12 protein-coding genes are annotated in these 14,483 nt (G+C 44.2%); 8 read left to right on the top strand and 4 right to left on the bottom strand.

The genetic code is table 11. The annotated features are described in order from the left end of the window. Positions 1–61 precede the first annotated feature (61 nt). The 8 genes from HFU86_RS17165 to HFU86_RS17200 all read left to right on the top strand — a co-directional run bounded on the left by HFU86_RS17165 (position 62) and on the right by HFU86_RS17200 (position 10,626). Positions 62–1,567, top strand: a complete 1,506-nt coding sequence (locus tag HFU86_RS17165) for a sugar ABC transporter ATP-binding protein (RefSeq protein ID WP_187129718.1) — start codon at positions 62–64, stop codon at positions 1,565–1,567. After that, the gene (locus HFU86_RS17170; protein ID WP_036949223.1) at positions 1,560–2,549 is read left to right on the top strand and encodes an ABC transporter permease; all 990 of its coding nucleotides are present in this window, start codon (positions 1,560–1,562) and stop codon (positions 2,547–2,549) included. The genes HFU86_RS17165 and HFU86_RS17170 overlap by 8 nt, the downstream gene beginning before the upstream one ends. A gap of 13 nt (positions 2,550–2,562) precedes the next feature. Then, the gene (locus tag HFU86_RS17175; protein ID WP_132496445.1) at positions 2,563–3,597 is read left to right on the top strand and encodes an ABC transporter permease; all 1,035 of its coding nucleotides are present in this window, start codon (positions 2,563–2,565) and stop codon (positions 3,595–3,597) included. 16 nt (positions 3,598–3,613) lie between these two features. Beyond that, positions 3,614–4,483 carry an L-ribulose-5-phosphate 3-epimerase gene (locus tag HFU86_RS17180; protein WP_132496444.1) on the top strand — a complete coding sequence of 290 codons (870 nt, stop codon included), beginning with the start codon at positions 3,614–3,616 and terminating at the stop codon, positions 4,481–4,483. A gap of 10 nt (positions 4,484–4,493) precedes the next feature. Then, on the top strand, positions 4,494–5,966 hold the full coding sequence (locus HFU86_RS17185; RefSeq protein WP_187129719.1) for an FGGY-family carbohydrate kinase: 1,473 nt from the start codon (positions 4,494–4,496) through the stop codon (positions 5,964–5,966). 980 nt (positions 5,967–6,946) lie between these two features. After that, positions 6,947–8,365 (top strand): NAD(P)/FAD-dependent oxidoreductase, encoded by a 1,419-nt coding sequence (locus HFU86_RS17190; RefSeq protein ID WP_154603182.1) that lies wholly within the window; start codon positions 6,947–6,949, stop codon positions 8,363–8,365. Positions 8,366–8,449: 84 nt separating this feature from the next. Beyond that, the gene (locus tag HFU86_RS17195; RefSeq protein ID WP_036949217.1) at positions 8,450–8,953 is read left to right on the top strand and encodes a RidA family protein; all 504 of its coding nucleotides are present in this window, start codon (positions 8,450–8,452) and stop codon (positions 8,951–8,953) included. Between the two features lie 206 nt (positions 8,954–9,159). Continuing rightward, complete coding sequence (locus HFU86_RS17200; RefSeq protein ID WP_187129720.1) at positions 9,160–10,626, top strand: hypothetical protein; 1,467 nt, start codon at positions 9,160–9,162, stop codon at positions 10,624–10,626. 37 nt (positions 10,627–10,663) lie between these two features. Here HFU86_RS17200 and HFU86_RS17205 read toward each other — a convergent pair whose 3' ends face one another. Genes HFU86_RS17205 through HFU86_RS17220 form a run of 4 tightly spaced genes read right to left on the bottom strand, consistent with a single transcriptional unit; the run spans position 10,664 to position 14,352 of the window. After that, entirely contained in the window at positions 10,664–11,419 is a 756-nt protein-coding gene (locus HFU86_RS17205) for an iron ABC transporter ATP-binding protein (RefSeq protein WP_036949215.1), read from the bottom strand. A 1-nt stretch (position 11,420) separates the two neighbouring features. Continuing rightward, on the bottom strand, positions 11,421–12,404 hold the full coding sequence (locus HFU86_RS17210; protein WP_108479523.1) for an iron chelate uptake ABC transporter family permease subunit: 984 nt from the start codon (positions 12,402–12,404) through the stop codon (positions 11,421–11,423). Beyond that, positions 12,391–13,353 (bottom strand): ABC transporter permease, encoded by a 963-nt coding sequence (locus tag HFU86_RS17215; RefSeq protein ID WP_036949213.1) that lies wholly within the window; start codon positions 13,351–13,353, stop codon positions 12,391–12,393. The genes HFU86_RS17210 and HFU86_RS17215 overlap by 14 nt, the downstream gene beginning before the upstream one ends. Positions 13,354–13,356: 3 nt before the next feature. After that, positions 13,357–14,352: a siderophore ABC transporter substrate-binding protein gene (locus HFU86_RS17220; RefSeq protein ID WP_036949212.1), complete on the bottom strand. Its 996-nt coding sequence runs from the start codon at positions 14,350–14,352 to the stop codon at positions 13,357–13,359. Between the last annotated feature and the right edge of the window lie 131 nt (positions 14,353–14,483).

A 14,483-nucleotide genomic window follows, 5' to 3' on the forward strand; every position in this document is an offset into this window, starting at 1 on the left:
CTGATAGCGGTGTCTGTTGTCACTCTGAATCTGACGACACAGTCAACACCAGGACTCCACTATGACAGCCGAAAAAAACTCCCCACTGATTACGTTACGGGATCTTTCCAAAAGCTTTGGTGGTCATCGTGCATTACGCAATATCGACTTGACGCTAAACAAAGGTGAAGTTCACTGTTTAGCGGGCACCAATGGCTGCGGAAAAAGTACGTTAATTAAAACCATTAGCGGCGTTTATGCTCCCGATGAAGGTAGTGAAATTGAAATAGATGGCAAACGATACTCTCGCCTGACCCCAGACAAAGCGCGAGAGCTTGGCGTTCAAGTTATCTACCAAGACTTATCCTTATTTCCTAACTTAACCGTGGCGGAAAATATCGCCTTTGAACTGAATTTAAACGGTTATTTTGGTTGGTTTCAGAAAGGAAAAGTAAGGGAAAAAGCGTTACAAATTCTCAAAGAACTTGAGTTCACCATTGATCCTGATACCCCCGTGCAGTTTCTGCCCATTGCCCAGCGCCAGCAAGTAGCCATTTGCCGCGCACTGGTTGCGGATGCACGCTTAGTTATCATGGATGAGCCAACGGCCTCGTTAACTCGCACCGAAGTTAATCAACTACTTTCTACCGTGAACTACTTAAAAGACAAAGGTATCACCGTTGTTTTTGTCAGCCATCGGTTAGAGGAAGTGAAAGAGATTTCTGACCGCATTACCGTTATTCGTGATGGGCAGAAAATGGGCACATGGCCAGCAGAAGACCTGACCACACGCAAAATCACTGAGCTGATGACAGGGCTTGATATTGTTCATGAGCGCAAATTACCCAATAACGCAGAAGAAACTCACACGGTCTTAGAACTGAAAAACCTCTGCCGTGCTGGGCAATACCAGAATATTTCCCTGTCATTAAAGCGCGGTGAAGTACTGGGACTTTGCGGATTATTAGGCTCTGGTCGTACCGAGCTTGCCCTTTCTTTGTTTGGGATAACCCGCCCTGACAGCGGCGAAATGATCGTCGAAGACAAGCCGATTATCTTCAAAAACAATGCCCAAGCTATCAAACATGGTATTGGTTACGTATCTGAAGACCGCCTGACTCTAGGGGCAATTTTGCAGCAGTCTATCGCTGACAATATGGTGATTTCGATTTTAGATCGCCTGAAAACCTCGCTGCATCTGATTGATGAGCAAAAATGCCAGCAAATCGTCCAAGAGTGGATCGCAGATTTGGATATTAAAGTGACCGACCCAAATAATGCTCTCTCCACTTTATCTGGCGGGAATCAGCAGAAAGTGGTACTCGCCAAATGGATCCTGACGCGCCCTAAAGTGCTGATCCTTGATGCTCCTACCGTAGGGGTCGATATCGGTGCTAAAGACAGTATTTACAAGCTGATCCATCGACTTTCTGGTGTTGGGATAGCCATTTTATTGATCACCGATGAAGCCTCTGAAGCTTTCTACAACTGCGATCGCATTTTACATATGAAGCAAGGATCTATCGTCAAAGAAATTGTGACGGATTCCATGACTGAGCAACAATTGGAGGAAATCATCAATGGCTAATTGGCAAAAACTTCGTCCGCAGTCTGTTGAAGGCTGGCTAATCTGGGTGATCCTCATCATGGTGGTGTTTTTCACCTTAATGAGCCCACAATTTCTCACTATTCAAAACTTGCTCGACTTAAGCGAAAGCTATGCGGTCACCGGTATTTTTGCACTGGGATTATTTGTGGTACTCGTCACTGGTGGTATTGATATCTCTTTCGCCGCCGTTGCCTCGGTTGTCCAATATGTGATTGCCACTTTCTTACTGCAAGGATTACTCGAAAGCCCAACCCTCAGTATCGCCCTTGCGATTGTCATCGGGATCACCTTTGGGTTGATCAACGCAATTCTGATTTACTCCCTCAATGTGGTGTCGATCATTATCACCATTAGTATGCAATCTTTGCTGTTCGGCATGCTGATGTGGCTAACCAACGGACACAGTATCTACGACTTACCGGATTGGTGGGTGGATCCTGTCACTATCCTGCCTTTTGAAGTGGATGGTGAATATTATCAAATTGGTTTGCCATTGATCGTGATGTTAGGGATCGCGTTTTTAACGTGGATCTTAATGAACAAAACCCACATTGGTCGCCAACTGTATGCGGTAGGCGGCAGTCAAGAATCAGCTTCACGTATTGGTATTCGCGTCTGGGTGATTTATCTGTTTGCTTACGGTTATCTCGGTGCGATGGCCGCTATCGGCGGCATGCTGCAAACCTATCGCATGAGTGAAGTGGTGCCTAGCGCCTTAGTGGGTGGAGAGCTTGATGTTCTCGCAGCCGCGGTATTAGGTGGCGCGAGTTTATCCGGCGGTCGCGGTAGCGTTATCGGTACGCTTATGGGGGTTTTCCTCATCGGTATCTTGAAAAACGGTCTGAACTTGATCGGGGTGTCTAACTACTTCGTCAATATCGTCATCGGTATGGTCATTCTTATCGCCATTTGTATTACTCACTACAAAAAGCGTAAAGAAACGGATGTAGGCTTTGTTTAACAGGAATATCACCATGAAAAAACAAGATTTTTTTAAAATTGATGGCTCTGTTATCGGACTGCTTTCAATCTTTTTGGTCGCCATTGCGGCTTTCAGTATCGCCATGCCAGGGCACTTTTTTACCCAGAATACCTTTTTAAGTATTACCTTTCAGTTGCCAGAGCTGGGTCTTCTGACCTTCGCCATGTTTGTTCCGATGTTGAGTGGCGGGCTTAATCTCGCCATTATCAGCACCGCTAACTTGACTGGCTTGTTTATGGCTTGGGTGTTTATCAATTACCTGCCGGTTGATGCAGGAACGGGCACGCAGCTAATGTGGTTGGTCTTTGCGTTAATCGGTGCCACCGTTATCGCCGTTATTATTGGCTGCTTAACGGGGCTGATGATTTCCCATATTGGTGCTCACCCGATTCTAGTTACCCTTGGTTCCATGACCATTATCAGCGGTATTGGCGTTTACCTTACCAAAGGTGCCGCACTCAGTGGGATGCCGCCAGTGGTTCGTGCCATTGGCTCTGACACCGTTTTCGGTATGCCGATTGCCATGATTATTTTCATTGTGACCGCGATTGTTTTGGCTCTGTTTTTAGGTCGCACCCGCCTTGGTAAAAATATCTACATGAGTGGCAGCAACATCAATGCGACGTGGTTTAGCGGCGTGCGTACCGACCGCGTGATGATCGCAATTTACACCATTTCAAGCCTGCTGTGTGTGTTGGCAGGGCTGATTATGATGGCGCGCTTTAACTCAGCCCGCATGGGATATGGGGATTCTTACTTACTGCTGACCATTTTAGCCATCGTATTGGGAGGCACCAACCCATTTGGCGGCGTCGGTAAAGTCAGCCGTGTCTTCTGCGCCTTGCTCGTTCTGCAAGTCATCGCAACTGGTCTTAGCCTGTTAGGCGTCAGCCTGCACTTCAATCTCGCGGTTTGGGGCATTACGTTGATCCTCGCTCTCGCCTTCAAATTCTTTAAAGAAAAATGGAGCGCTAAGCGTGCAATGACACGCAATCAACGCCTCAATAAAGCATCCGTACAAAATTAACTTACAGGGAATAAAGATGACTATTTCACGAAAAAATCCGATTGGTATCTATGAAAAAGCCCTTCCAAAGCACAGTAGCTGGAGCGAAAAATTAGCTATCGCAAAAGCGGCAGGATTTGATTTTGTCGAGATGTCGGTTGATGAAACGGACGAGCGTTTAGCCCGTCTAGATTGGAGTTTGGAACAACGCTTGGAGTTAGTGGCTGCCATCCAAAAAACCCAGGTACGCATTCCAACAATGTGTCTATCGGGTCACCGTCGTTTTCCATTTGGTAGCCATGATGAAAATACGCGTCAAAAAGCCCGTGAATTAATGACAAAAGCCATTAAATTGGCTCAAGATCTGGGTATCCGTACCATTCAATTGGCGGGTTATGATGTGTATTACGAAGAACAAGATGAAGGCACTATTGCCCGCTTTGAAGAAGGCATGAAATGGGTGGCAGAAATTGCCGCGGCTTCTCAGGTGATGTGCGCCGTCGAAATCATGGATACACCATTTATGAATTCGATCACGAAATGGCAAGCGCTTGCCGATAAAATTCGCTCACCGTGGTTCCAAGTTTATCCTGATGTCGGTAACTTAACGGCTTGGGGCAGTGATGTGGCTGCCGAACTAACCAAAGGCATTGAAAATATTGTTGCTCTGCATCTGAAAGATACCTACGCCGTAACAGATAGTTGCAAAGGTCAATTCCGTGATGTGCCATTCGGCGAAGGGTGCGTGGATTTTGTGGCACTGTTCAAACAGCTTAAGCAGCTCAATTATCGTGGCACCTTCTTAATTGAAATGTGGACGGAAAAAGCCGATGAACCGCTGATTGAAATCATCAAAGCGCGCCATTGGATTGAAGATAAAATGCAGCAAGCGGGCTGGGAAAACTAAGGAGCCAACAATGAGCACATTTTTCATGGGTGTCGACCTTGGAGGCACCGTGATCAAAGCGGGGATCTACAGCCCTGAAGGCCAAGAGCTGGTAGTTGCTGAGCACCCTTTTCCCACTGAAAGTCCGCAAGCTGGGTTTAGTGAACGTAATATGGAAACCCTGTGGCAAGTCGCCTGCGGTGTGATCCGTGAAGCTATCGCTAAGAGCCAGTTATCATCATCACAAATCGCAGGGGTCAGCTTTTCCTCCCACGGCAAAGGGCTATATTTACTGGATAAACACGGAAAACCCGTCAGAAACGGCATTGTTTCTTCGGATTCCCGCGCACAAACAATTGTCGATCAATGGCACCAAAATGGTACCGCAGAGCAAGCATATCCCCTAAGCTTGCAGCAACTTTGGGCATCACACCCCGTTGCCCTGCTAAATTGGTTAAAACAATATGAGCCAGACAGCTATCGCGATGGTCGTTATGTTTTAATGGTTCACGACTATATTCGTTATCGATTAACTGACCAGCTCACATGCGAAGAGACCAATATTTCGGGCAGCCAACTCTATAACCCAACAACCTCCAGTTACGACCCTAAACTCTGTGAATTGTTTGGTATTGAAGAGGCTAACGACAAACTCGCCCCCGTGATTAACTCCGCACAGTCAGCGGGCTGCGTCACGACTCATGCCGCAAAAGAGTGTGGTCTTAAAGAAGGAACGCCAGTATTTGGTGGGTTCTTCGATGTGGTGGGAGCCGCGCTGTCATCAGGTGTCAGCCAAAAAGATAAACTCAGTGCCGTCGCTGGAACCTGGACTATCTCCACGCGGGTTTTCGACAAAATCATGCCTGCCGATTACCCTTATGTGTGGGGCAAATACTGTATTCCCGGCACCTATTTTGTTCATGAAGGCAGCCCAACCTCAGCCAGTAACCTCGCTTGGTTCACACGACACTTTTTCGACCAACGCTTGCAAGATTACAAAGTACTCAATACTTGCGTTGCAGAAGGAGCCACACGGCAAAACGATATTCTATTTTTCCCTTGGTTATATGGTTCTAACTACCACAGTAACTTGCATGGCGGGCTACTTGGATTAAGCTCCCATCATACTGAAGGGGATATTGCCTACGCCATTTATCAGGGAATTGTGTTCTCTCATTTGCTGCATCAAGACCGTATTGTTGGCATTGATGACTGCACTCAGGCTATCCGCTTTACTGGCGGTCCAACCAATTCGGCGTTATGGATGCAGATGTTCTGTGATGCCAGTAATTTGCCTCTTGAAGTGGTGGATGTTCAGCAGTCAGGCTGCCAAGCTGCCGCGCTGTGTGCCGCAGTCGGCTCTGGATATTATTCCGGGTTTGATACCGCGATTGCATCAAGCACACCGAAAATCACCGCGTATCAACCTAACCTTATAGCTCATCAGCAGCTACGGGATAAGTTCGCCCGCTTTAAAGCGGTGGCAGATGCGTTGAGTTTCTAACCATAATTGCCTCCCTTAACGTTCATCGAAAGGGAGGCATAACCTATACCCCTCACCAATTATCCCTCTCATTTTAGATATATTTATCTAATAACCAGACTTTAAATATTTATTTTTTAACATTTTATTAACTAGATTTTTTAGCTTAAAAACCAATCAAATGTTAAATTCTAAAATAAATGAAATTTTTCCCAATTAATTAATATGAGCAAATTATCAGCAAAATAAAAAAATACATTCGCTCTTAATATGAAAAATGAAAATGCAAAAAATCAGCATGAATAAAATCATTACACTTAGTAGTGTTAATAATCACATTTATACATGGATAATTAACAACCGAATACTCTCAAGAAGGATGTGGGATTTATTTAGATTAAGGATTGAAAGCAAAAAAATTATCAAATAAATAATTAACCCATTATGCCAAGAAAATCACAGTAAAAATAAAAAATCATATTTTTCATATTGATATAAAGAAAAATTCGTATAGAGCAAAAAAGAATCATCTATAACGCTATCAGTAAATATACGGTGCCACTAAACGTAAATTAATTGTATGCAAATCCATCAAGTGATTATAAAATAGCTAAAAAATTTAACTTAACTTTTATTTTTTACGATAAAAACGAAATCAAACTTAATCTAAATTCAGCATAATCAACTGATATTAATTATTTATCGCTTCCTTAATTTAGGCACTGAAATATTTAACTTATCTGAAATTTAGATATTTACACCTGTACACTTTTACTGACATTAACAATTAAAATTGTCTATTTCTGCTATTGATAAAATAATCCAAATTGCGACAAACCCCCAACAACACTGACCAGATCAAATAACCCACTCAAACTTTTCACTCAATTTTATTAACAAATACTTTCGATACTTAACAATTTCAAAATATATGATAAGATCATTATCTCAATTTGAAATTATTTACTATATAAAAAACAAGATTGTTATTGAGGTTATAGATGAAAATCTCGAGAAGAAAACTATTATTAGGGGTTGGTGCTGCTGGTGTTATTGCTGGGGGCGCTGCTGTTGTCCCTATGATCCGCAGAGAAGGTCGTTTTGAAGCTACGCCATCACGCGTACCAGCAGTCGCGGGTACCGAAGGTAAATTACCAGCATCTGCTGATGCGGTTGTTATCGGTGCTGGTCTGCAAGGTATCATGACTGCGATTAACCTGAAAGAGCGCGGCTTAAACGTTGTTATCTGTGAAAAAGGCGTTGTTGGCGGCGAGCAATCTGGTCGCGCATACAGCCAGATCATCAGCTATAAAACCTCCCCAGCTATTTTCCCATTACACCACTACGGAAAAATTCAATGGCTCGGCATGAACGAAAAAATCGGTGCTGATACCAGCTACCGTGTTCAAGGTCGTGTTGAAGTTCCTTCAAGCGAAGAAGATCTGGAAGTTGCAAGAGCGTGGATCAAATCTGCGTCTGAAAACCCAGGTTTCGATACCCCGCTGAGAACCCGTATGATCGAAGGTCAAGAACTGGCTAATCGTCTGGTTGGTGCTCAATCCCCATGGAAAATTGGTGGTTTTGAAGAAGATTCTGGTAGCCTTGATCCAGAAACTGTTACCCCAGCAATGGCTAACTACGCAAAATCAATTGGTATTCCAATTTATCTGAATTGCGCAGTTCGTGGCTTAGAAACCGCAGGCGGTAAAATTTCTGATGTTGTCACTGAAAAAGGTGCAATCAAAACCTCTCAAGTCGTTCTGACTGGTGGTATCTGGTCACGTCTGTTCATGGGTAACTTAGGTGTTGATGTCCCTACTCTGAACGTTTACCTGTCTCAGCAGCGTATTACTGGCGTTCCAGGCGCACCAAAAGGTAACGTCCACCTGCCAAACGGTATCCACTTCCGTGAACAAGCAGACGGTACTTACGCGGTTGCACCACGTATCTTCACCAGCTCTATCGTGAAAGACAGCTTCCTGTTAGGACCACGCTTCCTGCACGTATTAGGCGGCGGTGAATTACCATTAGAATTCTCTATCGGTAAAGACCTGTTCAACTCATTCACTATGGCAACTTCTTGGAACTTAGACGAGAAGACTCCATTCGAAGAGTTCCGTACAGCAACTAACACGCCAAACAACGACCACTTAGATGGCGTTCTTGAGCGTCTGAGAAAAGAATTCCCAGTATTTAAAGAATCTAAAGTTGTTGAACGTTGGGGCGGTACCGTTTCTCCAACTGATGACGAGATTCCAATCATTTCTAAAGTTGAACAATACCCAGGCCTGGTTATCAATACCGCGACTGGTTGGGGTATGACTGAAAGCCCGGCGGCGGGTCGATTAACTGCTGAATTGTTAATGGACGAGAAGACATTTATCGATCCAACGCCTTATAAACTGTCTCGTTTTAACTAATTAAAACGAAACACAATTAGATGGAACCTATCGAGCCCCTCACGGTCTTAATAGGTTCCTACTTTCATATATAAAGGAGTTATTATGCGCTACAAAACTTTACTGCTTTCCTTACCTTTAGTTTTAGGTGTAGCAACTGCAAACGCAGCAGACGATGTGAAACGTGTTCCAGTTAAAGGTTTCCCAATCGCTGAATCAGTAGAAATCAGCGCGAACAACAGCCTCATCTTCCTGAGCGGGAAAGTTCCTTCTAAAATCTCTAAAGATGCTCCAGAAGGCGTTTTAGAGTCTTACGGTAACACTGAAGTACAAACAATCAACGTTCTGAAACAAATTCAAGCGACTCTGGGTGAAATGGGTCTGACTATGAATGACGTTGTTAAAATGCAAGTTTTCTTAGTTGGTGGTGATGAAACTAAAGGAACTATGGACTTCGCTGGTTTCATGGCTGGCTACAACAAGTTCTATGAAACTGAAAAAGTGACCAATCTACCAGCTCGTTCTACCTTCCAAGTCGCTAAACTGGCTAACCCAGCTTGGAGAGTGGAAATTGAAGTAACCGCAGTTCGCCCAGCAGCTAAAAAATAATTTTTAACTGACAACGAACGCTTAAAACGGCCGACTATTTATTTCCGCTTTGGCTTGGAAGTAAACATTAGCGGCCGTTTTTGTTTTCCTTCTCTTTGTCTCCCTTCTCTTTTATTGCCATCCACATTACTATTGTTCTTCTTTGATAAATACTTGCATCGTATTCACCCCATATTTGAATACACTGAAACACCGGTAGGAAGGCCATGATTAAAGAATCTCTGAAAATCCACGGTAAAAAGCAGTTTGAAATCAAACAGCAAGTCTTTTTCCCTCGAAAATCAAAAGAGATCCGCTACCAAGTTGAAACCTTCTTTTTTCTTCCGGCATCGATGCAAGTTAACCCCGATCTCTACACCCCTTCAAATCTTCAGCGCAGCTTAAAAAACTATATCCGGCTGCGAGCCCCTACGGTGCAGCTCTCTTCTATTCCCGCGGAAAGTGGGCTAGTCGATGAGTTGAAAAGCTGGTTGGAACGGTTAGATCCTGAATTACCGCCAACATTAGATGAATATGAAAACCATCTAAAACGCTTTGCTCTCACCTTTAAGCGCAGCGTGCGGTTAACCCTGAAGATGGTTGCCCAGAACTCTCAACGGCAAACTGAAGAGTACATAACGGGGATGTTGGCAGACATTGAGCATGGGCTCAAACGCTATCGAGAACTCAGCGCCTATGCAGCACCAATTGAAAAGGTCATTCAATCCAACGCGTTCGCCTATTGCGATGAGTTTATGTCCCATTACACCTTGTTTTACTTACAAGATTTATTAAAAGACAAACAACTTCCTCTACGCGATGATATTCGCCATCTGTGGTATCAAGAAATGCGTTACTTGAAAAAGCTAGCACCAGATAGCTTTCCACACGATGAAAACGACGCGGAAATGGTCACCTACCGCCGCAATTTGCTGAAAAAATATATTAACCGCTACCTCTACTTAGAGATCCGCCACAAACGAGGTCTCCCGCTACTTTTACACTCTATTTATGGTATTGCAGCCGCAATTTCGATGGTTTTCGCTACATTTATTGCCTTTATGTGGCAAGGTAAATACGGTGCGCTCAGCGCTAATTTATTCTTAGCAATGGTGATTGGTTATATCTTTAAAGATCGCTTAAAAGAAATTGGGCGAGAACAGCTATATCGGTTATTTCAACGCTGGATCCCTGATCGCCAATTGCGTATTTATCGGGAAGGAGTAAAAGAACCAGTTGGGATTTGTAAGGAGTCATTCCGCTTTCTGAAAGAAAGTACCCTATCCCCTGATATTCATGAAATGCGCCAAAAATCCCACTGGGTGAATTTGGTCAATGTGCAACGTGTGGAAGATATTCTGTATTACCGCAAGGATGTCACCTTGCACAGCAATTCTGCGGCCTTTATGCAGACTCAATCGTCTATTGTGGATATTACGCGGGTTAATATTTCAGACTTTTTGAAATATCTCGATATTAGCTATGAAGAGTTGATGGTTAATGATGATGAACCCGTAATTATCGGCGAAAAGGTTTACCATATTTATCTATGCCGCCGCGTCATCATGAATAAGAAAGCCTACAATGAATTAGCGCGTTTAGTGGTGAATGCTGATGGTATCAAACGCCTTGAGATCCTTCAGCCACTGGATGAGCTCGATAGCGACGAAGATATTACGATCCCACCGCAATAACACACCGCTCCAATATCATCTATTGGAGCGGATAAAATCAGTAATACAGCGCGATCCGTTGTCCATCCAGTTCTTTGACTTCCAGCGGCGTATCGAAAATTTCCTCTAAAATCTCGGATTTCATGATCTCTTGAGGCTCGCCATGATAAGACAAACGCCCATTTCGCAGCGCCACAATATAGTCTGAATACACAGAAGCAAAGTTAATATCGTGGATAACCAGAATGATGGTTTTACCTAGCTCATCCGCCGCACGGCGCAGTAATTTCATCATAATCACCGCGTGCTTCATATCCAAGTTATTCAGTGGCTCATCCAGCAGTACATATTCGGTATCTTGGCATAGCACCATTGCCACATACGCACGCTGACGCTGACCGCCAGAAAGTTCATCAAGATAACGATGGCGAAACTCAGTTAAGTTCAAAAATGCCAAAGACTCGTCGATTTTCTGCTTGTCATCCAGTGTTAAGCGCCCTTTGGTATAAGGATAGCGCCCGAAACCAACCAGCTCTTCCACCGTTAAACGGCTAGCAAATTGGTTTTCTTGGCGAAGTACCGATAAGCAGGTTGCGAGCTGGTCGCTTGGTGTCGTCGATACATCCAAGTTATTCACTTTGACATAACCGTGATCCGCCGATAATAGCCGGCCAATAATCGACAACAGCGTTGATTTCCCTGCACCATTTGGACCGATGATTGAAGTGACACCGCTATTTTTAATATTGGCTGTAACGTTATCTAAGACCTTAGTATCTTGATAACTTTTCGATACCTGATGAATTTCAATCATACTAAAACCTTCTTAACACCATATAAATAAAGAATATTCCACCGACAAACTCGAGTACCACAGATAAGGTACCCGCTTTATTCAATCCATATTCAAGAACCAACTGTCCGCCCACTAATGCAATCACACCGAGTAGGAAAGAAACTGGCAATAAATAGCGATGCTGGCTGCTTCCTGCGATGTAATACGCCAAGTTAGCCACCATCAAGCCGAGGAACGTGAGCGGCCCTACCAGCGCCGTGGAAATAGCCACTAAGACAGAAATCAGTAATAAGATTACGGTGACTTGCTGACGGTAGTTAATCCCTAAGTTCACCGCATTGGCTTGTCCCAGTGCTAACACGTCGAAGCAGTAGCGCATGCGCCAAAGCAGAATGCCCACAATCACGGTGATCACCAACGTGAACAGAATCAGCTCCGGCGTCCCTTTAGTGAAAGTCGCGAACATCCGGCTTTGCAAAATGGAAAACTCATTCGGATCCATTAAGCGTTGCAGCAAAGTCGCCACACTGCGAAACAGTGTTCCGAGGATAATTCCCACCATCAGCACTAAGTTGATATTCATTTTGACGGAGATAAACAGCCAGCGGTACAACAATACAGAGAAAATCACCAGCAGGGAGGATTCCAGCAAAAACTTACCAATATTCAACAACCATGATGCGGGAAAACTATCGGTATAAAACACAAAGATAGTTTGCAGCAGGATGAACAATGCCTCTAACCCCATAATGGATGGCGTCAGAATTTTGTTATTGGCGATAGTTTGAAACAGAACCGTCGATACCCCAGACCCAAATGCCACAATGATCATCGTCAGCACGATATAACCACGATGAGGCAGAATGTACGCGAGATTACTGCCCAAATTAATGGTCATGTACAAAATGATCGACAGCACTGACAGCGCAGCCAACAAACCGATGCGCTGGATTGGCGTAAACGTTTTTTTCACTGGCAAACTTAATGAATTAACTTTTTCCATAACGCTGATGCTTTAACAAGAGATAAAGGAAAATAACCGCGCCTACGACACCTAAAATGACACTCGCAGGAATTTCAAACGGATAACGAATTAAGCGACCAATAATGTCACACAGCAGCACTAAGCCGCCGCCTGCTAAACAGATCCACGGGATAGTCTTACGAATATTGTCCCCCATCATCAAGCTAATCAGGTTCGGAACAATCAATCCTAAGAACGGCAGTGCGCCGACAACGACCACCACCACACCGCTGATTAAGGCGATGATAGATAACCCTATGGTCATCACTTTCTGGTAATTCAAGCCAACGTTAACGGAAAACTCACGCCCCATCCCTGCCACTGTAAAGCTATCAGCAATTAAACAGGCTGCCAGTGTTAAGCCGCCCACCAGCCAAAGTAGCTCATAGCGACCTTGTAAAATGCTGGAGAAATCGCCGCTCATCCAAGCACCAAGTGATTGAAGCAGGTCGAAGTAATAGGCGGTAAAAATGGTAAGCGCACTGATCACGGCCCCTAGCATGATACCGACTAACGGCACTATCAGGGCGGACTTCAAAATTATCCGGCGTAAAATCAGCATAAATAGCGCTGTACCTAGCAGTGCAAATCCGCTCGCCACCACCATTTTGGTCATGATAGAAGCCGTTGGATACAGGATCATCACGAACAGTAAGCCAAGGCTGGCAGATTGCGTGGTACCCGCAAGGGAAGGTTCGATAAAACGGTTTTGGGTGAGTAGCTGCATGATCAGCCCCGCGACACTCATGGCGCTTCCTGCAAGGATCAGGGCGGCAGTGCGAGGGATACGGCTCACGAAAAAGATATCTTGCATCTCGGGGTCGGTGAAAAGCGAAACGGGTGACACGTCACCCGCTCCAATAAACAAGCTTAATACCGCTAATACCAATAACGCGAGAATACCAAAAGAGAGATAAAGCGTTTTCATTGATTAATTCGTTTTTTTCTTCTCTAAAGCTTTGTTTACATCATCCATTAATTGGGAATAAGTTTGGATACCACCAGCGATATAAACCGCTGAAGAATCTAAATAAGCCACTTGGCCTTTTTCCCATGCAGAGGTTTTTCTAACTAAAGCATTGTCTAACACGTCTGCCGCAGGTTGTGCATCTTTCGCACCAATCGCGCCATCACGGTCGATAACAAATAACCAGTCTGGATTCAGTTTTAATAACAGCTCTGAGTTTACGATATTACCGTGACGACCAGTATCTTCCGTGAAGACATAAGCGGGTTCGAAACCTAATACATCAAAGATAAAGCCAAAACGAGAACCTGGACCGTAAGCAGAAATTTTACCGCCGCTCACTAAGATCACCATCGCTTTGCCCGCATCAGGGGTTTTGCCTTTAATATCATTAATTTTGTTTTTGAAGTCAGAAACGAGTTTATTCGCTTGTTCTTCTTTACCAAATAAAGAACCTAACAGCGCCGTACGCTCCATCAGGCTATCAATGAAACGTTTGTTATCAATGTCTAGAGAAATCGTTGGTGCGATACCGCTTAATTTGTCATAAGCATCGCGAGCACGGCTACCACCTAAAATCACATCCGGTTTTGCACTGCTAATAGTTTCATAAGCCGGCTCAAATAAGCTCCCGCCATTAACATATTCTGAGGTGCTATATTTCTCTAAAAACTGCGGAAAATGGGCGTTAGTTTGTGGAACACCAATCACCGGAATACCCAGCGCATCGATGATGTCTAAGGTTTCCATGTTCATCACAAACGCACGTTGTGGATGGCTAGGAATTTCAGTTTTGCCTTGAGCATGTTCAACGACAATCGTTTGTTTTTCAGCTGCTTTTTCTGTTGCTGGCTGCTCGGTCGTTGGCGCTGCTGTTTGTGTTTGCTTAGCGTCATCACAACCCGCTAACGCAACAACGGATAATAAGGCAAACCCTGAAACTAATGATTTTGCGAACATCTAAATTCCTCCACCTTTCAATGTGATTATCGTTAGTCACGTCATTCATGACCCGAAGATGGCGGTTATCTTACATGAAACATAGCGCTAATGATATTAGTTTGCATTTGCATTTCGCAAAATAATGATAC

This window comes from Providencia sp. JUb39 (genome assembly GCF_012272845.1).
Lineage (GTDB): Bacteria > Pseudomonadota > Gammaproteobacteria > Enterobacterales > Enterobacteriaceae > Providencia > Providencia lanzhouensis.

Bases quoted from the DNA above. Each gene is read 5' to 3' on its own strand.
- HFU86_RS17200 (WP_187129720.1), top strand. From the start codon at position 9,160: ATGATTAAAGAATCTCTGAAAATCCACGGTAAAAAGCAGTTTGAAATC.
- HFU86_RS17210 (WP_108479523.1), bottom strand. From the start codon at position 12,404: ATGGAAAAAGTTAATTCATTAAGTTTGCCAGTGAAAAAAACGTTTACG.
- HFU86_RS17185 (WP_187129719.1), top strand. From the start codon at position 4,494: ATGAGCACATTTTTCATGGGTGTCGACCTTGGAGGCACCGTGATCAAA.
- HFU86_RS17175 (WP_132496445.1), top strand. From the start codon at position 2,563: ATGAAAAAACAAGATTTTTTTAAAATTGATGGCTCTGTTATCGGACTG.
- HFU86_RS17215 (WP_036949213.1), bottom strand. From the start codon at position 13,353: ATGAAAACGCTTTATCTCTCTTTTGGTATTCTCGCGTTATTGGTATTA.
- HFU86_RS17190 (WP_154603182.1), top strand. From the start codon at position 6,947: ATGAAAATCTCGAGAAGAAAACTATTATTAGGGGTTGGTGCTGCTGGT.
- HFU86_RS17180 (WP_132496444.1), top strand. From the start codon at position 3,614: ATGACTATTTCACGAAAAAATCCGATTGGTATCTATGAAAAAGCCCTT.
- HFU86_RS17195 (WP_036949217.1), top strand. From the start codon at position 8,450: ATGCGCTACAAAACTTTACTGCTTTCCTTACCTTTAGTTTTAGGTGTA.
- HFU86_RS17170 (WP_036949223.1), top strand. From the start codon at position 1,560: ATGGCTAATTGGCAAAAACTTCGTCCGCAGTCTGTTGAAGGCTGGCTA.
- HFU86_RS17205 (WP_036949215.1), bottom strand. From the start codon at position 11,419: ATGATTGAAATTCATCAGGTATCGAAAAGTTATCAAGATACTAAGGTC.
- HFU86_RS17220 (WP_036949212.1), bottom strand. From the start codon at position 14,352: ATGTTCGCAAAATCATTAGTTTCAGGGTTTGCCTTATTATCCGTTGTT.
- HFU86_RS17165 (WP_187129718.1), top strand. From the start codon at position 62: ATGACAGCCGAAAAAAACTCCCCACTGATTACGTTACGGGATCTTTCC.